Annotated in this window: 20 protein-coding genes; 11 read left to right on the forward strand and 9 right to left on the reverse strand. The window is 34.0% G+C overall.

What is annotated here, in order from left to right; all coding sequences use genetic code 11:
• The first annotated feature begins 162 nt into the window (after window positions 1-162).
• Window positions 163-561 carry a hypothetical protein gene (locus LPB248_RS11620; protein ID WP_177211582.1) on the forward strand — a complete coding sequence of 133 codons (399 nt, stop codon included), beginning with the start codon at window positions 163-165 and terminating at the stop codon, window positions 559-561.
• 156 nt (window positions 562-717) lie between these two features.
• Here the strand turns inward: LPB248_RS11620 and LPB248_RS11625 are convergent, their stop codons facing one another.
• The 3 genes from LPB248_RS11625 to LPB248_RS11635 form a co-directional block, all read right to left on the reverse strand.
• Window positions 718-1,371, reverse strand: coding sequence for a metal-dependent transcriptional regulator (locus LPB248_RS11625; protein WP_177211583.1), 654 nt, complete (start codon window positions 1,369-1,371; stop codon window positions 718-720).
• 77 nt (window positions 1,372-1,448) lie between these two features.
• Window positions 1,449-3,317: an Nramp family divalent metal transporter gene (locus LPB248_RS11630; protein WP_177211584.1), complete on the reverse strand. Its 1,869-nt coding sequence runs from the start codon at window positions 3,315-3,317 to the stop codon at window positions 1,449-1,451.
• A gap of 74 nt (window positions 3,318-3,391) precedes the next feature.
• Window positions 3,392-3,784, reverse strand: coding sequence for a Fur family transcriptional regulator (locus LPB248_RS11635; protein ID WP_177211585.1), 393 nt, complete (start codon window positions 3,782-3,784; stop codon window positions 3,392-3,394).
• 93 nt (window positions 3,785-3,877) lie between these two features.
• On the opposite strand from LPB248_RS11635, the gene LPB248_RS11640 reads away from it, so the two are divergent.
• From LPB248_RS11640 to LPB248_RS11660, 5 genes are all read left to right on the forward strand, one after another.
• Window positions 3,878-4,231, forward strand: coding sequence for a MerC domain-containing protein (locus LPB248_RS11640; RefSeq protein ID WP_177211586.1), 354 nt, complete (start codon window positions 3,878-3,880; stop codon window positions 4,229-4,231).
• A gap of 10 nt (window positions 4,232-4,241) precedes the next feature.
• Window positions 4,242-5,147 (forward strand): NAD(P)/FAD-dependent oxidoreductase, encoded by a 906-nt coding sequence (locus LPB248_RS11645; RefSeq protein WP_177211587.1) that lies wholly within the window; start codon window positions 4,242-4,244, stop codon window positions 5,145-5,147.
• Between the two features lie 195 nt (window positions 5,148-5,342).
• Window positions 5,343-7,595: a TonB-dependent receptor gene (locus LPB248_RS11650; RefSeq protein WP_177211588.1), complete on the forward strand. Its 2,253-nt coding sequence runs from the start codon at window positions 5,343-5,345 to the stop codon at window positions 7,593-7,595.
• Between the two features lie 95 nt (window positions 7,596-7,690).
• Window positions 7,691-8,152, forward strand: coding sequence for a thioredoxin family protein (locus tag LPB248_RS11655; RefSeq protein WP_177211589.1), 462 nt, complete (start codon window positions 7,691-7,693; stop codon window positions 8,150-8,152).
• A gap of 282 nt (window positions 8,153-8,434) precedes the next feature.
• Complete coding sequence (locus LPB248_RS11660; RefSeq protein ID WP_177211590.1) at window positions 8,435-9,631, forward strand: glycosyltransferase; 1,197 nt, start codon at window positions 8,435-8,437, stop codon at window positions 9,629-9,631.
• Here the strand turns inward: LPB248_RS11660 and LPB248_RS11665 are convergent.
• The 3 genes from LPB248_RS11665 to LPB248_RS11675 are packed head-to-tail and all read right to left on the reverse strand — an operon-like array spanning window position 9,617 to window position 12,731.
• Complete coding sequence (locus LPB248_RS11665; RefSeq protein WP_177211591.1) at window positions 9,617-10,762, reverse strand: glycosyltransferase; 1,146 nt, start codon at window positions 10,760-10,762, stop codon at window positions 9,617-9,619. The genes LPB248_RS11660 and LPB248_RS11665 overlap by 15 nt on opposite strands.
• A 46-nt stretch (window positions 10,763-10,808) precedes the next feature.
• A complete protein-coding gene (locus tag LPB248_RS11670) occupies window positions 10,809-11,879 on the reverse strand; it encodes a glycosyltransferase family 4 protein (protein WP_177211592.1) in 1,071 nt (356 codons plus the stop codon).
• 30 nt (window positions 11,880-11,909) lie between these two features.
• Window positions 11,910-12,731: a DUF6492 family protein gene (locus LPB248_RS11675; protein ID WP_177211593.1), complete on the reverse strand. Its 822-nt coding sequence runs from the start codon at window positions 12,729-12,731 to the stop codon at window positions 11,910-11,912.
• A 245-nt stretch (window positions 12,732-12,976) separates the two neighbouring features.
• Between LPB248_RS11675 and LPB248_RS11680 the strand changes: the two genes are divergently transcribed.
• The 4 genes from LPB248_RS11680 to LPB248_RS11695 all read left to right on the forward strand — a co-directional run bounded on the left by LPB248_RS11680 (window position 12,977) and on the right by LPB248_RS11695 (window position 16,725).
• Window positions 12,977-14,038, forward strand: a complete 1,062-nt coding sequence (locus tag LPB248_RS11680) for a hypothetical protein (RefSeq protein WP_177211594.1) — start codon at window positions 12,977-12,979, stop codon at window positions 14,036-14,038.
• A 108-nt stretch (window positions 14,039-14,146) separates the two neighbouring features.
• Window positions 14,147-15,331 (forward strand): lycopene cyclase family protein, encoded by a 1,185-nt coding sequence (locus LPB248_RS11685; RefSeq protein ID WP_177211595.1) that lies wholly within the window; start codon window positions 14,147-14,149, stop codon window positions 15,329-15,331.
• An 11-nt stretch (window positions 15,332-15,342) separates the two neighbouring features.
• The gene (locus tag LPB248_RS11690; RefSeq protein WP_177211596.1) at window positions 15,343-16,140 is read left to right on the forward strand and encodes a tetratricopeptide repeat protein; all 798 of its coding nucleotides are present in this window, start codon (window positions 15,343-15,345) and stop codon (window positions 16,138-16,140) included.
• 174 nt (window positions 16,141-16,314) lie between these two features.
• Window positions 16,315-16,725: a BrxA/BrxB family bacilliredoxin gene (locus tag LPB248_RS11695; RefSeq protein WP_111284876.1), complete on the forward strand. Its 411-nt coding sequence runs from the start codon at window positions 16,315-16,317 to the stop codon at window positions 16,723-16,725.
• Between the two features lie 161 nt (window positions 16,726-16,886).
• Here the strand turns inward: LPB248_RS11695 and LPB248_RS11700 are convergent, their stop codons facing one another.
• The 3 genes from LPB248_RS11700 to LPB248_RS11710 are packed head-to-tail and all read right to left on the reverse strand — an operon-like array spanning window position 16,887 to window position 22,589.
• Window positions 16,887-18,254, reverse strand: a complete 1,368-nt coding sequence (locus LPB248_RS11700; protein WP_177211597.1) for an efflux transporter outer membrane subunit — start codon at window positions 18,252-18,254, stop codon at window positions 16,887-16,889.
• On the reverse strand, window positions 18,247-21,420 hold the full coding sequence (locus tag LPB248_RS11705; RefSeq protein WP_177211598.1) for an efflux RND transporter permease subunit: 3,174 nt from the start codon (window positions 21,418-21,420) through the stop codon (window positions 18,247-18,249). Before LPB248_RS11705 ends, LPB248_RS11700 begins: the two co-directional genes overlap by 8 nt.
• Window positions 21,421-21,455: 35 nt before the next feature.
• Window positions 21,456-22,589 carry an efflux RND transporter periplasmic adaptor subunit gene (locus LPB248_RS11710; protein ID WP_177211599.1) on the reverse strand — a complete coding sequence of 378 codons (1,134 nt, stop codon included), beginning with the start codon at window positions 22,587-22,589 and terminating at the stop codon, window positions 21,456-21,458.
• Between the two features lie 259 nt (window positions 22,590-22,848).
• On the opposite strand from LPB248_RS11710, the gene LPB248_RS11715 reads away from it, so the two are divergent.
• The gene (locus LPB248_RS11715; RefSeq protein ID WP_177211600.1) at window positions 22,849-23,811 is read left to right on the forward strand and encodes a polyphosphate kinase 2 family protein; all 963 of its coding nucleotides are present in this window, start codon (window positions 22,849-22,851) and stop codon (window positions 23,809-23,811) included.
• Window positions 23,812-23,840: the final 29 nt, after the last annotated feature.

Here is a 23,840-nt window from a genome sequence, read left to right on the forward strand (position 1 = left end):
TCACAAAGTTACACGAAGACTTCACAGAGATTCACAAAGAAAAAAATTATATAAATCTTTGTGTAACTTTGCGAAATCTTTGTGCAGCTTTGCGGTAAATTACTAGACAAAGTTTGAAAACTTAGAACCTCAGCATCTCAGAACCTTAGCACCTTTAAAAAAATGTACGAACCAATATTTGCCCTTTTTTGTGAACGAGTTAAAGAAAGCATCCAAAAAGGAACTTTCGCAAAACTGACTTTGGCCAAAACTATGGGCGATACAGAGCTTAAAAATGTTTACTTCCGATTGGTTCTCAATGAAGATAATACATTCTCAATTTCGCTTACTTTTAGATATAAAACAGAAGAGATAGAAAGCATTCACACTTTAGATGAAGCCTTATTGATTTTGGGCACACACATCAAAAATCCTTTTTTAACTGCGCTTTTGTTTACAACTGACGATGATGTTACTTTTAAAGTAAATAAAAAGAATGCAGGAAGTATTATTGAGCAAGCGCCAACTTTTAAAAATGCTTCGCCAGTTATGCTGGAAATGATTGAAAAGGGGATTGTTTAATAATAACTAATTTGTCAGGCTGAGCGAAGTCGAAGCCCAAGTTTGGTGAATCCTCTTTGCGAAACTTCGAATTCGCTCAGCCTAACAAAAGATATCTTATTAAAACTCTTTGCGTATTTCTGTGAAACTTCTTTGTGAATCTCTGTGTAATTACTCTTAAACCAACTTCACAAACAAATTAGAAGCAATTTTATTAGAAATAGATAATTCTCTATCATTCACTTTAATTCTTACGGATAAATCGAAAGATTCTTTAGAAAGCAGTTCAATTTTTGAACCCAAAGCAATTCCTTGTTTGTCCAGATATTTCAAAAACTCTGAAGAAGTATCTTTTACACCAACACAAACTCCCGCTTGATTCTCTTCAAGCTCAGATAAAAGGTATTTCTCGATTTTAATGATTCGCCCATTTGCATCCGGAATTGGATCTCCGTGTGGATCTTCAGTAGGATTTCCAAGAAAATCATCTAGACGATTAATCAATTGTTCCGATTTAATGTGCTCTAACTGTTCTGCAATATCGTGAACCTCATCCCAGCTAAAGTTTAGCTTTTCAACCAAAAACACTTCCCAAAGACGATGTTTTCTCACAATCATTTTAGCGGCCAGTTTTCCATTTTCGGTTAAAGAAACCCCTTGGTATTTTTTATAATTTACTAAACCTTTCTCTGCCAATTTTTTAAGCATATCAGTTACGGAGGAAGCTTTTGTTTCCATAATTTCCGCAATAGCATTGGTGCTGACTTCAGTTTCCAAAGCGGCTGTCAGGTGATAGATCGATTTTAAGTAGTTTTCTTCTGAAAAGGTCATTCTTTTTAAGATTCAAAGGTTCAAAGGTTCAGAGTTACAAAGGCTTTGTTCCTTTGCAACTCTGAGCCTTTGCCTCTTTATTTAACAATCAACAAAGGTATCGAAATTTTATGTCTCAATTTATCTACTGTTGTGCCGAAAAGAATATCTTTCAATCCAGTGTGGCCGTGGGTTCCCATAACGAGAATATCAAAACTTCCTTCGTTTATAATTTTCGGAATTACGCTGTTTGGTTTTCCAAATCCAAGTTCGGTTTTAATCTTGAACCCTTTTTCGGAAAGCATTTCTTTATATTTTAATAATAATTTTTCGTCGATTGTAGTTTCATGGTCGTGAATATTAACGCCATACATTAAAGCGCCAACTGTTTCTACAATGTGAATGAGCGTATATTCGGTGTCAATGCCACCCAATTCAAAGGCTTTGTTTAAAGCTACTTCGTCTGCACGTGAGAAATCGACAGAAATAGCAATATTTTGAATGCTCTGACTTTGTTTAGGCGAAAAATGAAGATTCAGCTTGTGCGGTGAATGATTTATTGTTTTTGATTTGAATTTGGCGATAAATGGTTTGAATACAATATACAGCAATAAAGCTGAGAACCCGAAAGCTAGTGGAACAACCGTAAACCAAAGGACCATTGGATGATTGGAGCTTGCTAACCACGACGTAATTTCGTCATAAACCAGTTTCGCATTTAAGGAAACAATGATAGTAGCAATAATCCACGAAACAAATTGAGTAGTTCTGGAAATATGAAAACCATTCATTTTCGATTTATCGCTCACAAAATGAATCAATGGAATTATGGCAAATCCAAGCTGTAAACTCAATATAACCTGGCTCAGAATTAAAAGTTTTCCGGTTACACTTTCGCCATAAATTAAAATTACGATTACGGCAGGAATAATAGCAATTAAACGTGTTATGATTCTTCGAACCCAAGGCTGAATTCTGAAATGCAGATAACCTTCCATAACAATTTGTCCGGCAAGCGTGCCTGTTACGGTCGAACTTTGTCCAGCAGCGATTAAAGCGACGGCAAATAAAACTGGTGCCCATTTGGTTCCTAACAACGGTTCAAGAAATTGATGCGCGTCTTGAATTTCGGCCACTTCATACATTCCGTTTTTATGGAAAGTTGCGGCTGCAAGAATCAGAATAGCAGCATTTACAAAGAAAGCTAGGTTTAAGGCAATTGTAGAATCGATTAAATTGTATTTTAAAGCCTGTTTGATTCCCGCTGGTGTTCTGTCAAATTTTCTGGTTTGCACTAAAGACGAATGCAAGTACAAGTTGTGAGGCATAACAGTTGCTCCGATAATTCCGATAGCAATATATAAAGCGGCTGAATTTGGTATCGAAGGAATAAGTCCTGCTAAAACTTTGCCCATTTCTGGCTCTGCAAAAATCATTTCGAAAATGAAAGAAAAGCCAATTATGGCAACTAAAGCAATAATGAAGGCTTCCATCTTGCGAATTCCTTTATTGATCAGGAAAAGCAGTAAAAAGGTATCTAAAACGGTAATGAGAACTGCTTCGAGTAACGGAATTCCGAAAAGAAGATTAATTCCGATTGCCATTCCAAGAACTTCGGCAAGATCGCAAGCCGCAATTGCAATCTCAGCTAAAAAATATAAAATGTAGTTGATGTATTTGGAATAGGTTTCTCTAGAGGCTTGCGCAAGGTCACGCTGTGTTACAATTCCGAGACGTGCGCTTAAACTCTGCAATAGCAGAGCCATTAAGTTACTCATTAATAAAACCCAGACTAAAGTGTATCCGAATTGACTTCCGCCGGCAATATCAGTCGCCCAGTTTCCTGGATCCATATAGCCGACACTTACAAGATAAGCGGGACCTAAGAAGGCTAAAATTTTTCTAAAACCCTTTTTTTTATTTTGTGTAGCAACCGATTCGTGGACTTCTTCTAAAGATTTGGTCATTGTAAAAGTATTGTTTTCACAAATATAGAGAAAAATTATATTCGCGAAACAATATTTTTAGACGAGTCTAAAAGTTAAATGTTAGAATTTAAACAATTCGGACACAATCCTGATAACGTAAAATTGATTTCGTTAACTTTATAATTGTGCGGCATAATGTAGCTCGGTTTTACAGTCTCAAGACAAGTAATTTCGTGGCAATTCTCGCAGCTAAAGTGGGCATGGTTGTGAATGTGTACACGTTGATGTGAATGATTGCATTTGGCATACTTCACCGTTCCATCCAAATTCGAAATTTTATGAATTACATCTTCATTAATCAAACGGTCCAAAATTCTGTAAATGGTAACGCGATCGCACAAATCATTTAATTGTTTCTGAATTTCGGTATGCGAAAGAGCCGTTTTAGATTTCTCAAACACCTCTAAAACAGCCGTCTTTGCTGCGGTATTACGTGTAGTTTTCATTTTTTACGAAATTAAAATTTAAACGCAACAATGTTGCAATTGATAAAATTGTATATATTTGCAACAAAATTGCATTAAGCAAAAGTACACATAATGAAGAAAATAAGCACATCCTTTTACGATATTTTAGGAATTTCGAGCGCAACCATTTGTCTGGTGCATTGCTTGATTTTTCCTCTTTTAACGATTCTCCCTTTAGGATTGAGTCACAACCCAATTATAGATTTACTATTTGCTTCGATAGGTTTATTTGCAATTCTCAAAATTATAAAAAAATCAGCTCTTTTGGTATCGTCTATTTTGGTTGTTTCAATGGCGCTGATTTGGATTAGTATTTTGACAGAACTCTTTTTCGAAATTCATTTTGATTTGATCTATTTCGGTGGAATCGGAATGATCATCGGACATTTAATCAATTACAAATTACATAAAAAACAAAATCATTAAAAATAGAAATATGGAACAGAAGCATTTTGAAGTGATTATCATTGGTGGCAGTTATAGCGGATTATCTGCCGCAATGAGTTTAGGACGTTCGTTACGTCAAGTTTTGGTTATCGACAGCGGTTTGCCTTGCAACAGACAAACACCGCATTCTCATAATTTTATTACACAAGACGGTGAGAAACCAGCAGTTATTTCGGCGAAAGCCAAATTGCAAGTAGACATTTATAAAACGGTTCAATTTTTTAACGGACTTGCTGTAAAAGCAGTTAAGACAGAAAGCGGTTTTGAAATTACAACCGAATCGGGAACTGTTTTTACTTCAAGAAAAGTATTGTTTGCAACTGGAGTTAAAGACCTGATTCCTAAAATTGAGGGTTTTGCGGCTTGTTGGGGAATTTCGGTTTTACATTGTCCGTATTGTCATGGTTATGAAGTTAAAAACGAAAAAACAGCGATTATTGCCAATGGAGAAATGGGATTTGAATATGCCAAATTGATTTCGAATTGGACTAAAGATTTGCGATTGTGCACCAATGGGAAATCAGCTTTGACTTTGGAACAAACTCAAATTTTGAAAGAAAAAGGTATTTTAATTTTTGAAGATGAAATAGATTCGTTTGAACATAATGAAGGTTATATTAAAAATATCATTTTTAAGAATGGAGAAAAAGTAGAGGTTAAAGCTATTTATGCAAGACCGCCTTTTGAGCAGCATTGTCCAATTCCTGAAACTTTGGGATGTGATACTAGCGAACAAGGTTTGTTAAAAGTAGATGCGATGCAGAAAACAAATATCGCTGGAGTTTTTGCTAGCGGAGATTGCACAACACAAATGCGATCTGTGGCCATTGCGGTTTCAACAGGTTCTTTTGCTGGCGCAGTGATTAACAAAGAACTTATCGACGAAGATTTTTAATTAATAGAAAAGATTGTTAAACCATATAAGTTATATAAGCTAATTTAAGTTAGTGCTAAATGAACTTATATAACTTATATGGTTTTAAAAAAAAAAACTAACATATTGAATTCAATCAGTTTGAAAATTTTTATTTTAAGAATAATTATTTGTCAAATTTAATTTTTAGTTTTGTCTAAATTTAATTTTATAAGAATGAAATATTTATTTTTGACAATGTTAATAATTTCAACAAAAAGTGTTTTCTCTCAAAATATTACTGGAAAAGTAGAAAGCATACTTCCTATTGATCAAGAAATTACCATTCGTTTGTTTAATACAAACTTTAAAACACAAGCTGATTCTTTAGGATTTTATAAATTAGAAAATATCCCAAATGGAACGTATAAAATAAACGTAACCTCAACAGGATTTAAACCCATAACCCACAGAATTACAGTTGTAGAAAATGAAAATTTGAATTTGGATTTTGAATTGGAGGAAGATCAAAACGAATTGAACGAAGTGGTCGTTTCGGGTACATTAAAACCTGTAAAACGATTAGAAAGCGCCGTTCCTGTTGAGGTATATTCACCAACATTCTTCAAGAAAAATCCAACACCAAGTATTTACGATGCGCTTCAAAACATAAATGGCGTTCGTCCACAGTTAAATTGTGGCGTTTGTAATACGGGCGACATTCATATCAACGGACTCGAAGGGCCATATACTTTGGTGATGATTGACGGAATGCCAATTGTGAGCAGTCTTTCTACGGTTTATGGCTTGTCTGGAATTCCGAATTCTTTGGTGGAACGAATCGAAATTGTAAAAGGTCCAGCCTCGTCTCTTTATGGAAGTGAAGCGGTTGGAGGATTAATTAATATCATCACTAAAAATCCGACTAACGCACCCGTTTTTTCAGCCGATTATTTTACGACTTCTTATTTTGAAAGTAATCTAGATTTGGGAATGAAATTTAATGCGGGAAAAAAGGCGATTTCGCTTATTGGTGTTAATTACTTCAACTATGATCAAGTAATCGATAAAGACAAAGATAATTTTACCGATGTAACGCTTTCTGAACGTATTTCGGTTTTTAATAAATGGAGTTTTCAGCGAAATCAAAATCGTCTTTTTACCATTGCTGTGCGCGGAATGTACGAAGACCGCTGGGGCGGAGATATTCGTTGGGAGAAAAAATACCGAGGTGGTGACGAAATTTACGGCGAAAGCATTTACACCAAAAGAGCCGAATTAATTGGAAGTTATCAATTGCCGTTTGAAGAAAAACTGATGCTTTCGTTCTCTGGAAACGTGCATTATCAGAACAGCCGTTATGGAACAACATCTTATATCGCCAATCAGAAAATTGGTTTTTTGCAGCTGACTTGGGATAAAAAAATTGGTCGAAACGATTTATTAGCAGGGATCGCCAGCCGATATACCTATTATGACGACAATACAACTGCAACAAAAGAAGCCGAAAATACTTGGCTACCTGGAATTTTTGTTCAGGACGAAATTACCTTTTCTCCAAAAAGTCAGGTTTTGCTGGGAATGCGTTACGATTATAACTCGATTCATGGATCTATTTTCACACCAAGATTTGCTTACAGATTTAAGGCAAACGAAAACACCATTTTTAGATTAAATGCAGGAACTGGGTTTCGTGTTGTGAATTTATTTACCGAAGATCATGCCGCATTAACGGGTTCTAGAGACGTCATTATTAAAAATGATTTGAAACCCGAACAGTCTATAAATGTGAATTTGAATTATATTCAGAAAATCAATTTTGGTAATGGAACGTTTATGGGAATTGAAACAACTGCTTTTTACACTAGGTTTAGCAATAAGATTATCTCAGATTACGAGACTAATCCAAATGAGATTATTTACGACAATATTGATGGTTACGCCTTAAGTCAAGGAATTAGCACGAATATCGATCTTAATTTTCCATCGGGATTAAAGTTTATAGTCGGAGCCACGGTTTTAGACAATAAAAACGTTGAAAATGGAATTTCTGAAAGACCTTATTTGACGGAGAATTTCACTGGAACTTGGAGCATTTCGTATAAAATTCAGCCTTGGAACTTGTCGATGGATTATACCGGAAATGTTTATAGTCCGATGAAATTGCCTTTGCTTAGCGAGACCGATCCGAGAAGTCCAAATTCGCCTTGGTACAGTATTCAGAATATTCAGTTTACCTATTCAGGTTGGAAAGATTTTGAAGTTTATGGAGGAATTAAAAATCTGTTGAATTTTACTCCGAAACAGAATAATCCGTTTTTGATTTCGAGAACCAATGATCCTTTCGACAAAAATGTGCAATACGATTCGGCAGGAAAAGTTCTGGTTACGCCTGATAATCCCTACGGTTTGACATTTGATACGACGTATGTATATGGACAGAACCAAACTATTCGTGGATTTTTAGGATTGAGATATACTTTTAGGTAAAAGATTTAAACTAAATTTTGCCACAAATTACACGAATTATCACGAATTTTAATTTGCGTAAATTCGTGTAATTTGTGGCAAACAAGACAAAAAAAATGAAAAAGCTGTTTCTCTTAATTCTCTTCGGAATAACTTCAACAGGATTCTGCCAATTAAAAAGCAGCACTTTTGAAGAAATAGACAACTTACAGCAAATCCAAAAACGAAAAACCATTGTTTTCATTCATACTGATTGGTGTCAATTTTGCCAGAGAATGAAATCCACAACTTTTAAAGATCAGGAAATTATCAGGAAATTAAACTCCGATTTCTATTTTATTGATTTCAATGCAGAGGAAAAGCGAGATATTACATTCAACAACCATATTTTTAAGTACAAACCTTCAGGAAATAATGTTGGAGTTCATGAGCTGGCATTGCAGCTTGGAACAATCAATAATCAGATTGCATATCCGACTTTGTGTGTTTTGAATGAGAAAAACGAAATCATTTTTCAGTATAATATTTATGTAGGCACAAAAGAATTCAAAATACTTTTAGAAAAATTGAAAGAGTAGGAATCATACTTCTTTGATTATGAAATAAATAAGAGTTTCTTAATAATATCTTTTAAAATTAATTCGTAAATTGGTGAAAAGCTTTACAAATCGGAAACGTTGTTGATAATCAGTTATATATGTTTTTTGCTTTGTTAATTAACAGCTTTTTATAATGTTCTCATACAATATAAAAATTATGGAAAGAGTTTTAAGAATGAAGTAAGATGTTGAATTTATTGAGATTCAGATCATTTCATTATTAAAAACAGAGAGAAAATTAAGCTTATATAAGAGGATAATATGGGGATATTTAAAAGTATTAAGCGCTATTATACACGAAAAGAAGAAATTAAGAACCAGCTTGATCAGTCAATACCAAATTATAATACTTACAACCCATTAAATAAAACTATTGTTTTTTTTAATATCCACATGCCAGCTCCTGAACATGATTCGGGTTCTAACAGGCTGAAAGAGATTATATTGTTTTTCAAAAGCAAAGATTATAATTGTATTATTTGTTCAAAAAATACTTTTCGAGATAATGGTTACGTCACTTATTTCAGTAAGTTAGGCGCGATCGTTTTTGTAGAAAACAATCAATATTCGAACTATTTTGATTTCATAGAATCGATTCCTAAAGTTGATTTTGTGTGGTATTACGGAGCAAAAGCTTTAGGCCGGAATGTAAAAAAAGTATCCAAAATTTTTCCGCTCGCTACGTCACTTTATGATATGGTAGATATTCATTTTCTGCGGTATAAAAGAGCAATTAAGATTAATCCCAGCCGAATTTCATTAACAAAAAACTATTTGAAGTTTTTTTGGATCGAAACAAGATTAGCCAAAAAAGTAGATTTAGTACTAACTATTTCTAATGTCGAAAATGAAATTATGGCAAAGTATATCGATGAACGCAAATTGATGATACTTTCTAATATACATTACTTAAAAGTGAGTAAAGATGAACTTTTGCCTTTTGAAGATCGTGAAGACTTGCTTTTTATAGGTTCGCAACATGAACCTAATGTTGATGCGGTCAATTATTTATACCATGAAATAATGCCATTAGTTTGGAAGACAAATAACACGATAAAAGTAAATGTTATAGGCAATCTCAATGAAAAGCTTAAAAATATTACAGATTCGAGATTTATTTTTAGAGGCCATGTATGCGATATAAAACCATTATTTATTACAAATAAAATGATGGTTGCTCCTTTGCGATATGGTGCAGGCGTAAAGGGGAAAATCGGTCAAGCTTTTGAGTATTATTTGCCAGTTGTTACGACATCGATCGGTGCGGAAGGCATGAAGCTGGTTCAAGAAAGAAATGCTTTGATTTATGATGCTAAAGAGGAATTTGCTTCGGCGATACTTAATTTGTATGGAAACAAATCGCTTTGGCTGGAATTGCAGCAAAACTCTGCAGAAAGTTTAGAACCATTCTCAAATCATGCATTAGAAGCATTGTTTTTAAAATTAGAATCGCTGTAATTCAAATACATTGTCTAATACGCTGTAAGTTGCATCAAGACTATGATGAGCATTAAAATAGGTATTGGCTTCAGAACTGATTTTAGTATAAAAAACGGCATCGGTTAGTAATGTATTGATCTGACTAGCAAATTCATTCGGATCATTCGAAACCAAACAGCCATTATTAGACTTATTTATTAATCCGTCAACGCCTCTTTCGTTGCACACTACCGGAAGTCCGAGAGACAAAGCTTCGATTACTTTGATTTTGATTCCCGTTCCGCTTAGCATTGGACATATTGCAATTTTAGACTGAGCATAAGTATCATCAAGATTTTCAATAAAACTAATTTTCTCCACATTTGGGTAGTCATCTATGAATTTAGTGATTTTTCCAATTACAGCAATTTTTAGCGATTTTGAAAGTAAAGGATAAACATGATCAAAGAACCATTTGGCGGCTTTGGTGTTGTGTTCGTTTTCGCTGGCAACATAGATAATGTCGTATTTACTTTCTGTTTTTAAATTGCTTTTTTGTGGCAAGCTATGGGTTATCAAAGCGATTTCTTTATTAATAAATTGAGAGAAAAGGTATTTTTCTTCTGGAGAAATCACTAAAATTTTATCATAAGAATTTAAAAGTTTTATTTCTGTTTCAAAAAACTTACCTAATTGGAACTTCTTTTTTTTCTGAAATTGTGAAGTAAGGAAATCGTGCGTATCAATTATTAACTTTGCCTTTTTCAGATACGGATTATTCTTGATTAGTTTTGACCAATACAGATAAGAAATCAAAATAACATCATATTCATTCTCTTTTAAGGCTTCATTAAAAGCGGGAATATGACCAGAACGGATATTATCAAACAAACCAATTTTTCCTTTGATTTTATTAGGAAGCGAGTACTGAAAGAAATACTTCAGCTTATTTTTTTTTCTGATAAAAACAGGAAGAAAATAACCGTTAGAAATTAGTTTTTCTTCTTTGAGTTTGTTGATTTCATTTGTAGCAAATAGGTCTGTTTCAACGCCAACAAAATCAACAGTAATATTTCTTGATTTAAAATATTCTAATAAAGACAATGCTCTTGCATTATTTCCTTTTGCCTTGTGCAGCGGATTTTCGGGATAGAAATATAAAATTCTCATAAGCAATTTTTAAAATCAAAAATATTTGTATTGATAATTAGCTGGTTTAATTAGTAAACTGCTTATCCATTTGTTCAAAATAAAATTCAACGCTAAACTTTTTCATTGTCATTTCATGAATCTTCTCTGGACTTATTTTTTTTGAATCTTCAATGCAATGATCCAAAAACTGAAAAATATTCTCATCGATTTGTTTAGGAAGCAAATAAGCGCCAGGCTGTTTGTCTTTGACTAATTTGGGAAGAATGCCGACGGCGCTTCCTGCAATTGGTCTTCCGCAAGCGAGTGCTTCAATAGTCACCATTCCAAAACTTTCTGAATAAGAAGGATAGAAAACAATATCTGCTCGTGAATAAGCCAGTTCGTTGATATTGTCTATGGTTAATCCGACTAAGATTTCGGTGTGATTTAAATTTTTAAAAAGTTCAGTATTACAAGGATTGTTTGTTGCAATAAGAAGCCTCCAATCGTTTTGCTGTTCAACAAGTCTTGCTAGTTCCTGTAATTCTGAAATGCCTTTTCCATATTCGAGTCGGCCAATATATATAACTGTTTTAAAATTGGTTGAAGGTTTTTTTATGGGATAAAAATTAGTTTTATCAATACAATTTGGCACTACACTTACTTTGTTTTCATTAATTCCATAGTATTCTATTAAATCTTTTTTGACATTGTCTTCAACAGCGATTATTTTTTGGGCATTTTTGCAAGCTATCATTTGCAATTTGGCCACTCTACTCAATCGAGCATCTTTTCTTCCGTAGTCTAATTCCATTTTATGATAACAACCATGAGAAATTACGTAATCGGTTGGATAATAAGCTGTGGGTTCGCCATTGCTAATGACTAATCTATTTGATCGATAATTAAGCCAGAGAAAAACAGTTGTAAATTGTGCGATATATTTTGCTCTTCGTTTTTCGAAATGCCTTTTATTGAATAATTTCCAGTATAGCTTTCCGATAAAAGTGTTCTTTAAACGATCCTCATCTATTATTTCAGTCAGAATATTTCGGCTTTTGAGATATTCATCTAAATAATGAACCATCCGTTCTGCACCGCCGGCATTAGATTTTCCGTTTAGAAATACCAAATAAACTTTACTTGCTTTTATCATCTGAAATTCTGTTGTAGAATAGCATTTTCATTAAAAAAATCGATACCACTTTTTTTTCTTTCTTCGCCAATTACTTTGGTGAATTAGACCAAGATAAATTTTGCGCAATTGCTCAAGTTTCAACTGGTTTTTTTCGATTGCATATTGCTTTTTGTAATGATAAACTTTAAAAAGGCTACCAATTGGGAGTATGTCTATTAATCTGGTCTTTAGCAGATATTCTCCATAGATGACACAATCACTTGGGGAATAGCTTTTTTTGTCTATTTGGGTAAAAAATTGATCAAAAGTGAGACTTATTTCTTTTAAGAACACTTCATTAAAATGTTCCCAAACCTTGCAATTCCAGATATAGGGAGATGGACCATAATCCCATTCTTTACCTTTATTGCCAAAAAACGGACGAGTATCTCTCAAAGCTCTTTTAAAAAACAGATTTTCAGAATCCATACCAACTCTTTCTGTCATTTCAAGTAAATCTTTAGATTCTTGCATGATAGTGTACGGTGTATTTTCGTCATACATAAAATCTGAAATGTAAAAGTTCTTTATAAAAACGGCATCAGAATCTATAGCAACATAATTTTCGCAGATATTAAGCTTGTAAACATTGCATTTTATGATTTGCTGGTATCTCCATCCTTCGGTAATTGTTGTTTTGCAGATTTCAGAATCGCGATAGACTTTATATTTCTCATGACAGTCCTTTTTTAAGAAACCAAAATGCTCATCGTTTACAGAAATAACTACCGGAATGCTGTCTTTGTTAAATTCATCTATAGAATCTAAAAGCTTATAAACGGTTTTAAAATCAGGTTCATAAGTTTTAATGAAAAGGATCAATTTATGCATAAGGCAGAAATTTTATTTTTTGTACTACTAAAGATAGAATTAAATCATATTGTAAACAAACGGCAAAATGAAATAATAAATTGCGGTCTTTTTATGTTTTTTTTAGAAAAAAGGAAAGAATAATTTGTCGCTTTTTAATGATTCAGTCGGGAATATATCAGGAAGCATTCATTTTATTTCAATTTTTTTAATAGGTTTTCCATACTTTTAGAACACCAAAATAAATTGAAATAAAACTACAAACCATGAAAATTTTTTTTTACTTATTATTGATGCTTTCAGGATTAAACTCCTTTGCACAATCAAATATTTTTAGTGAAGCATCAAATGAAGGGGGAGCTTTGATTTTACAAAATCCGTCTAAAATTGATTATGGTTCCGCCCATCGTTGGGTCTTATATAATATGACAGGCCCATATGGTAATTCACTTCAATTTTGGAATTATAATAAAGATGTTGATAGATACGGTCCTAAATTAATTATAGCAGACAATGGAAATATTAGTGTTGGCGCAAGGAGAGATCCAAATGCAAAATTAACATTAGAGATGTCCAATTCTGATAGTAATGGCGGTATTAAAATGTATGGGTACACTTATCCGTCCGATGTAAATTATTGGTCAGAAACTCAATTTGCAATGCAGTATAATGGTCTTTTTAGAAATGTTATTGATAGTAATGGGAATAGTTACTTTAACGGTGGTAATGTTGGCATTGGTACGTCAACTCCTGAAGCTAAGTTGAATATTGTTAATAAGGCGCAAGATTCAAATGGTGACACATTTGTTTTAGGTGGTTTGTCAACAGGGGCAAATTTAAGAATGGGTTATAATGCCAATTATACTTGGATACAAGCACATGGAGGCCAGCCTCTTCGAATAAATGAGCTCGGTAATGATTTGATTTTAAATCTGACTGGAGGGAGTGTTGGGATTGGTACCTCAACTCCTAGAGAAAAATTATCTGTTAATGGGAACATTCGCTCAAGAGAAGTAAAAGTTGAAGCAGTCAATTGGCCAGATTATGTGTTTGAAGAAGATTACAAGGTATCGTCTTTAGAAAATTTAGAGAAGTATATTAAAGAGAATAAACATCTACCAGAAGTTCCTTCGGCAAAAGAAATAGCTGATAATGGTTTAGAATTGGGAGAAATGAACAAAACACTATTGAAAAAAGTTGAAGAGCTTACATTATATTTGATTGAGCAGAATAAAACTTTAACAGAACAAAAAAGCCAAATAACAAATCAGCAAAAAATGCTTGAAAAACAACAAAGAGATATTGAAGAATTGAAAAAAGCTAAATAGGTTAATAAGAATAACTAAATCAAAAAATCCTTTAGAGATATCTTTTCTCTAAAGGATTTTGAATTTTGTAATAAAATTATAAAAGAATAAAATTTCTTATTTTTGAGAATGAATTCTTCGCAAATCCCACATTTCGATTACATTTTTACAGGAACAGGACTAGCATCTTTGATGACGGTTTATAAAATGATTTTGTCTGGAAAATTCGCTGATAAAACCATTTTACTGTTAGATCAGGATTTGAAGAAATCCAATGACAGAACTTGGTGTTTCTGGGAAAAAGAAGCAAGCATCTGGGATTCGGTTATTTCAAAAAAATGGGATTCGGCTCTTTTTTCTAATGAGAATTTCAGACGCGATCTGGATTTAAGACCCTATTCGTATAAGAAAATCAACGGGTTAGATTTTTATAATTTCGTTTTTGAAACCATTTCAAAACAATCGAATATTACGTTTTTAAATGAAAAAGTGACCGACATCAACGAATTGGAAAACCATGTTTTTGTTGGAACAGAAGGAAACAGATTTACCTGCAATTATTTATTCAATAGTATTTATACTAAGACTTTCGCCGAAAGGCAAAATAAATATCCCGTTTTGCAACAGCATTTTGTGGGTTGGTTTGTAAAAGCGAAAGAGGAAGTTTTCAATCCTGAAGAAGTAACTTTCATGGATTTTTCGGTTGAACAAAAAGAAAATACAAGATTTATGTATGTGCTGCCGACTTCAAAAACGGAAGCTTTGGTAGAATATACGTTGTTTTCAGAAAAATTGCTTTCGAAAGAGGAATATGAAAACGAGATTCAAATGTATTTGAAGAAGCTCGGTGTAAGCCAATATCAAATTCTTGAAAAAGAGGAGGGAAGCATTCCCATGACCTGTTATCCATTTTGGGAAAGAAATACCAAAAGAGTCTTGAATATTGGCACTGCAGGCGGCTGGACAAAAGCAAGTACAGGTTATACTTTTAAAAACTCAGATAAAAAATCGACAGAACTGGTTAAATTTATTCAGAATGACACTTCGATTTCGCTCAGTATGAAATTGTTTCATAAAAAATCTAAATTTTGGTTTTATGATTTATTGCTTTTGGATATTCTGTATCGACATAATGAAGTAGGAAGCGTCATTTTTTCTTCCTTATTTAAAAAAGGAAATCCTGAATTGATTTTCAAATTTTTAGACGAAGAAACTATTTTTTTAGAAGATGTTAAAGTTATTTTAAAGTGTCCAAAAATTCCATTTATTAAAGCGTTATTTAGAGTGATTTTTCTTTCAAATAAATCTAACTAAAAACGCAACAATTGAAAACCATTACTTCATTATTCAGTTTCTTTTTTACCATTTTATCATTCGGACAGGTTTCTACCAACAAGGCTCATGATGCAATTGTCGATGAATTTTTAACCAATTGTGCCGAAAAACACAATTATATTTTTGAAATGACCGAATGGCAAGATTGTCTTGATCAAGGTTTGAAAAAAGATAGTACTGTTGCTTATTTATGGCAACAGAAAGCGATGCCTTACTTTAAATGTAAAAAGTACGAAGTTGGCATGCCTTTTCTAGATAAAGCGGTATTTTACAATAAAGAGCGCTGGCTTTCTTATAGAGCTTTTATGAAATGCATTTTTTCTCACGAGTATAAAGATGCTATTATAGACTTTGATGATGCCATAAAACTATATGGAAACAGTTATGTTATGGATCATTCGTTCAACTTTTATAAAGGACTTTGTTATCTTCAGCTGAATGAATATGAAAAAGCAGAAAAGCTTTTTGACGATTATGTAAATGATATTTATAAAAATCGTCAGCAATTAGAGCATCCTACGGCATATTTTTATCAGGGAATTGCGAAGTATGAGCTTAAAAAATGGGATGAGGCAATTGCTGTTTTTGATAAAGCATTAAAAATATATCCAGAATTTTCAGATGCGAAGTATTATAAAGCAATCTGCTGGCTGAAACAAGGAAAGTCAAGAGAAGAAGTTGTCGCTTTAGTTGGCATAGCCAGAGAAGATGCTGCTAAAGGCTTTTCTATTAACGAGGATAATACAATCTACGAAACGTATCCGTATCAAAAGAAATTTGCTAAGTAAAACGGAAAAAAAACAGCTTGTTTTGAGGCTTAATTTTGACTTTCTTGATAATGACTCTCTAGCTTTCAGCTAAATCAATCGAACTATAACAAAACTTTATACTTCAAAGTAACTAGTTGCGAGTAAACTTTGTAACTTTGCAGTTCAAAAAGTACAATTTAAAAGACAAAAAATATGTATCCACTAGACATGGTAAAACCAATGGAAGCTGAATTAACAGCTGCAGGTTTTCAAGATTTACATAGTGCTGAAGCTGTTGAGAATGCTATCAAAGCTGAAGGTACCACTTTAGTAGTTGTAAACTCTGTTTGCGGGTGCGCTGCAAGAAATGCACGTCCGGGAGCAAAAATGAGTTTGGATAATGCTAAAAAACCAGATCATTTAATTACTGTTTTTGCAGGTGTAGACAAAGAAGCTGTTGATGCTGCAAGACAACACATGTTTCCATTTCCTCCATCTTCGCCATCTATGGCTTTGTTTAAAAACGGAGAATTGGTTCACATGTTAGAGCGTCACCACATTGAAGGACGTCCAGCTGAATTAATTGCTGAGAATTTACAGGATGCGTTTAACGAGTTCTGTTAATTTTTAAGATACTAAGTTGCTAAGATTCTGAGATACTAAGTTTAGGATTGAAGTAACAAAGATTTAAAAACAAAAAAGCACTATTTTCATAGTGCTTTTTTGTTTTTTATGCGTTTTGGTTCAAAAAACTTAGAACCTTAGCAACTTAGAATCTCAGAATCTTAGAGATTCCACCCTCCGCCAAGTGCTTTGTACAATTCAACCATTGAACTTAATTGTCTTTCAGATAATTGTGCTAGACTTAACTGTGCATTGAAAAGGTTGGTTTCTACATCTAAAACTTCTAAGTAAGAAACGTAACCGCTGTCATATCTTTCGTGAGATAGTTTAAAGTTTATTAAAGCAGCTTGAACTTGTCTATTGCGGGCTTTCCATTCTTCTTGATAAGTTCTAACGTTTTGTATTGATTGTTCTACTTCTGAAACAGCGTCAATATATTTTTGTTGATAAAGAAATTTGAACTGTTCTGCTTGTTGTCTGTTTATTTCAACTCTTCTTTTGTTTTTTCCAAATGCAAATATTGGTCCTGCAATTCCGCCAGAAGCATTTTGTATATATGAGCTTCCTAAAAATAGATTACTCAAATCGGCACTGGCAAATCCGGCAATTGCAGCTAGATTGATAGACGGAAAACGCATTGCCTGTGCTACGCCAATTCTTTCGTTTGCTGCTGCATATCTTAATTCGGCCGCTTTTACATCGGGTCTGTTTTCTAATAAGGCAGACGGAATTGATAATGGAATTTTGCTGACTATCTGTAATTCGGTATTGCTTTTTCCTCTCGGAATTTCAGTAGGTAGCTGACCTGTAAGCAATGCAATTGCATTTTCTTGATAGGTTATTTGTCTTTCAATGTTAGGAATTGCAGCTTCTGCAATGGCAACCTGCTGTTCAATCTGTACTTTGTCCACTTCTGAGATGTACCCTTTTTCAAATCTCTCACTTATGATTTGATAGTACTTCTCTCTTGTTTCAAGAGTATGCTTGGTTATTTCCAGCTGATCATCAAAATTTCGCATCTGAAAGTACGCTATTGCAATATTGGCAACGATATCAGACAATATTACTTTACGAGCTTCTTCTGTAGCGAGAAGTTCATCTTTGACAGCATTGTTTTCATGGCGAAATTTCCCCCAGAAATCTAGTTCCCAAGACATACTTGCTCCAGCGGTCGATGGAGTAATGTATTTCTTATTGCTGTTTATAGTAGCTCCATATTGAAAAGCCGGAAACAAATCGGCTTTGGAATACCCTAATTCAGCACGAAACTGTTCAATTCTTGAAACTGCAATTTTTAAATCGTAATTATTCTCAAGGCCTTTTTGAATAAGACCTTTTAAAACATCATCATTAAACAAATCAAACCATTTTAAGTTGGTTACTGAAGCGAGACTGTCTAAATTTCTTTCGTTTTTATAAGAATCTGATTTTAACTGCTCAGGTTTTTTATATTTTGGTCCGACCATACATCCCACTGGAAGTAAGGAAACAACCAATACAATAACGATTATTTTATATTTCTTACTCATGGTCTGTAGTATTTGATTCTACATTGTTTTCTCCTTCTACGATTGTTTCCTCTTTCTTATGTCCAATTCTTTCAATCATAACAAATAGACCTGGTACAATTAATACACCGAGAACTGTAGCGATTAACATTCCGCTAAATACGGCCATTCCCATTACAATACGGGCTTGAGAACCTGCACCTGTAGCGGTTAATAATGGCACAACTCCAAGAATAAAAGCAAAAGCAGTCATCAGAATCGGGCGAAAACGAAGTCTTGCCGCTACCATTGCCGATTCGTAAAGAGGTTTGCCTTTCTCATATTCTTCTTTGGCAAACTCAACAATAAGAATGGCATTTTTTGCCACTAATCCGATAAGTAAAACGAGTCCGATTTGGGCAAAAACGTTGTTGACATAGGCATCACTTCCAAATCTTGCCAAAAAAAGCCCTAAAAAGGCTCCAAATACTGCGAAAGGAGCTCCTAGTAATACACTGAAAGGTAGCTTCCAGCTTTCATATTGAGCGGCAAGAATTAAAAATACAAATACCAATGCCATAGCAAATACTGTTCCTCCACCAGGGGAATGTTTTTCCTGATACGATAAGTTGATATAATCGTAACTCATATCCGATGGCAGTGTTGTTTTTGCGACTTCTTCTAATGCATCCAATGCTTGCGCACTGCTATACCCATCGTTTGGTGCACCTCCAATTTCTGCTGCTCTAAATAAATTAAGACGATTGGTAAAATCAGGTCCTGAAACTTTTGTTGCAGTTACTAAAGTGGATACTGGTAACATATCTCCTTTGTCATTTTTAACGTAAAGCAAATTCAGATTTTCCGGTTTAACTCGATCAACAGCTTCTCCTTGTAGATAAACTTTGTATTGACGGCCAAATCGGTTAAAATCATTTACATAAGTTCCTCCTAAAAAAGTTCCTAATACTTCGGTGACTTTTGAAACAGGTACACCTAATTTCATGGCTTTGTCGTTATCAATTTCTAATTTGATTTGAGGAGTTCCTGCGTTATAAGTCGTGTAAATTCTTTTTATTTCTGGACGTTTTTGAGCTTCGACAATAAAAGCCTGAGTTTGTTGTGCCAGATATTGGGGTGTATTTCCCCCCCGATCTTGCAACATCATACTGAATCCCGCCGACGCTCCTAATCCTTGAATGGCAGGCGGACCAAAAGCCATCACTGTAGCATTGGTAATTTTTGTTGCGAACTGAGCATTGAGTTTATCCGCTATTTGTTTTGCTGTATGCGTTCTTTCTTCCCAAGGTTTTAGTGCAATAAATATAAAACCATTTGCTGGTAAATAGGAACTCGTCAATAAACTGTAACCGTTAATTGTTGTATAACAATCGAGTGTCTCTTCTTTTGATAAAATAGACTCTATCTTTCTTGTTACTTCATCCGTTCGTTGTAAAGACGAAGCAGGAGGAGTGCTTATATTTACCAATATGTAGCCCTGATCTTCTTCGGGAATAAATCCCAAAGGCACTTTCTTTCCTAACAAAACTACGGCACCTAAAATGACAACTAATAAAATAATAATCCTTAAAGATTTTTTTGCAAAAAATGTTGCCCCATTAATATATCTGCCTGTAACGTTTTCGAAAATTCTATTAAAACCAGCGAAAAATTTGGCAAGCAATCCTGTTTGTTCTTCTACAGGTTTAGTTGGTTTTAAGAGCATTGCACAGAGTGCCGGACTGAGTGATAGAGCGCTAAATGCAGAGAATGCGACGGAGACGGCAATGGTTATGGCAAATTGTTGGTAAAAACGTCCAGTAATTCCTGGAGTCATTGCTACAGGAACAAATACCGCAATCAAAATTAAAGCAATTGCAATTACGGGTCCAGATACTTCCCGCATGGCTTGAATTGTTGCTTCTTTTGGGGTTTTGCCATGTTCTATATGATGCACAACAGCTTCTACAACCACAATAGCATCGTCGACGACTATACCAATTGCCAACACTAATCCTAAAAGTGAAAGCGTATTGATTGAAAATCCTAGCATTGGAAAAACGGCAATAGTACCAATTAATGATACCGGAACAGTAATCAATGGAATCAGTGTTGCACGCCAGTTTTGAAGGAAGATAAACACAACAAGTATTACTAATAAGATAGCTTCAAAAAGTGTATGAATAATATCTTCAACCCCAGCAGTAATTGCTGTTGTAGTATCTAAAGAAACTTGATAATCAACATTTTTAGGAAATCTTTTGGATATTTCTTCCATAGTTTCCTTTGCTTTTGCTGCAACATCTAAAGCATTACTTCCTGGCATTTGGAATATTCCGATTGCCGCACTTGGTTTCCCATTTCTTCGGGCAGTTGAACTGTAGTTTTCGGTGCCAAGTTCAATTCTAGCAATATCGCTAAGAAGTACTTTTGCTCCGTCTTCTTTACTTTTTACTATAATTTCTGAGAATTGTTTTTGGGTTACAAGTCGGTCCTGGAGTGTTACACTATAAGTAAAATCAGTTCCTAGAGGAGCGGGTTCGGCACCAAATTTTCCTCCAGGTGTAATCATGTTCTGATCGTTTAGAGCTTTTTTAACTTCATCAACTGTAATTCCTAAACTACTCATTTTACCTGGTTGTAGCCAAATTCTCATTGAATACTCACTTCCGGCAAACAGAATACAGTCTCCAACACCTTTAATTCTAGCAAGAGCATCAATAACGTTGATATATGCATAGTTGTTTAAAAAGACTCCGTCATATTTAGGATCTGATGATGTTATGGTAAAAATCATCATCGGAAATGATAGTGATTTTTTAATGGAGACACCCTGTTGTTTAACACTCTGTGGTAAAAATGGTTCGGCTTGCTTTTCCTTATTTTGGGTAAGCATGTTGGCATTGTCCAAATCTGTACCTACATCAAAAGTTACTTCTACAGTAAGTGCTCCGTCAGAAGTATTGATGGATTTCATGTATAGCATGTTCTCTACACCATTTACTTTTTGTTCAATTGGTGTGGCAACAGCCTGTTCTACATTTATAGCATTTGCTCCTGTAAAAGAAGTAGTGATTTTTACTAATGGCGGAACAATATCTGGATATTGAGCTACCGGTGTTTTCTGTAAAGCCAGTAATCCAAGTATAATAATAATAATACTAATTACCATGGCAACAATTGGTCGTCTAACAAAAAATTCTCCCATAATGATGTTTCTAAATTATTTAGTTAGTACAGAAATTAATTAATTGCTTTCCCTGGAGCCCATTCTTTAATTTTAGGCGCTATAACATTGCCACTTTTTACTTGAGAGCTTCCTCCCAGTGCAATTTTGTCGTTGGCTGTTAAACCATCATTAACAATGAACGAGTCTTTGAATGCTGGGCCAAGTTTTACTTCTTTCATTTCTACTTTGTTATTTGGATCAAGTACATAAACCTGAGTTATTCCTTGCATTTCAATAACAGAGCGTTGCGGTATAATCAATGCATTTTTATGAATATCGGTAACAACATGAATTTTTACATATTGACCTGGACGAATCAACTGTTGCGGATTTGAGAATGCCGCTTCAAAAGTTACAGCACCTGTTGCAGGATCAATTTGTCTATCAGCAAAACTTATTTTTCCTGTTTCGGGATATGGTGTGCCATCTGAGAGTAAAATAGAAATTGATTTTGCTTCTCCTCTTAATTCAGAATCCTTTTTTGACATTTCTCTAAAAATTCTAAGAAATTCCTGTTCACTCATAGTAAAGCGAACTCTTACATCTCCTAAATCAGAAACGGTATTCAAAACAGAAGCAGGACCTGGTCGAACGTAATCGCCCACTCTAACTTTTGATATTCCAATTAATCCAGAAATAGGTGCTGTAATATTGCAATAGCTTAATTCTATTTTTGAGTTTCTTAGATTAGCAGTTGCTGCATTAATGGAAGCTTGAGAAGCATTATATGCGGCTTTAGCCCCTATAAATTCTCTCTGGCTGATGGCATTCATCTTTGCTAGCGGCTCCATCATTTCATAATCAGACTTGGTTTTCGCTAATCTGGCTTGCATTTCAGCTAATCTTCCTTCAGCTTCGGTAACTTTATTTTGAAAAGGCAAAGGGTCAATTGTATATAATAATTGTCCTTTGGTTACTAAACCTCCTTCTTTGAAATTGAGACTCTGAATCACACCATCAACTCGTGGATTAATCTGAATGTCTGATTGACCATAAGTTTGTCCTGTGAATTCTGACTCGAGTTTTACATCTTGTTGCAGAACTTGAATAACTGGAATTTCTAATGGTTTGGGTGCTGGAGGTGTTTCTTTTTTGCAAGAAAGCATTAAAATACATAGTAAGACTGCGGAGGAATAGATTTTGTTCATTGTTAAATTCTTTTAGGTAAAATTCATTAAATACAACTAACTAAAAACCAATAAAGTGCAATAGCTAAGTTAGCGTTTTTTTGCTTAGGTGGTTAAATATTGTGCGAATTTTGTTAATTTTAGTTAAAATTTTATCTGTCTGTATTTCAATTGATAATGCAAAGTAGGATGAAATGTCATTTACTGCCGATAAACTGCATTTTTGTAAGAATAAATTATTCAAAGGACTAGTAATAATAATTCAAAAACTTTTGTAATCATGTCAAAAAATAACAAGAAAAAACACAAAAAAGAGGAAAGAGATGATAATGATTTAAAAAAATTAACTAAAAAGGAATTATTACATCGGGCAAAAAAATTTTCTGAGCAATATTGTGTAGGCGACGATAAGAACTTCACATTAAAAGGTAAACCAACTTCTTATTCTATAGAAAATGACAATATCTCAGTTCGAAAAACATTAAAAATGGGAGTTAAGGCTCTAGCTGCCATGCAGGATATTTTGTATGCGCAAGATAAGTGGTCTGTTCTTATTATTTTTCAAGCTATGGATGCAGCTGGAAAAGATGGTGCTATAAAGCATGTAATGTCAGGAATAAATCCGCAGGGTTGTCAGGTTTCTTCTTTTAAAGGACCAAGCTCAGAAGAGTTAGATCATGATTATTTATGGCGTTGTCAAAAGCACCTTCCAGAAAGAGGACGAATAGGAATTTTTAATCGTTCTTACTATGAAGAAGTATTGGTGGTTCGTGTTCATGAACAAATATTGAGAGGGCAAAAACTTCCTGAGAAATTGATTACCAAAGACATTTGGGATAATCGTTTTGAAGACATTCGGAACTTTGAAAGGTATCTGAATAGAAACGGAACCGTCGTCATTAAGTTTTTTCTAAATGTTTCTAAACAAGAACAAAAGAGAAGATTTATTGAAAGGGTCGACAATCCAGATAAAAACTGGAAATTTAGCGCAGCCGATGCCAAAGAACGAGGCTATTGGGATGATTATATGCATGCGTATGAGGAATTAATTAAAAATACATCGACCAAAAAATCGCCTTGGTATGTAATTCCTGCCGATGATAAGTCTTATGCTCGAATTGCGATTGCTTCTGCAATTATTCATGCTTTAGACGAAATGGATTTGGAATATCCTAAAGTAAGTCCAGAGAAAATTGCAGAACTCAATGAGGTTAAGAAAGCATTGTTAGAAGAGAAGGAGTAACCTTTTGCAGCTGTAAACATTCATTTATA

The organism is Flavobacterium sp. LPB0248 (assembly GCF_013388355.1).
Classification (GTDB): Bacteria; Bacteroidota; Bacteroidia; order Flavobacteriales; family Flavobacteriaceae; genus Flavobacterium.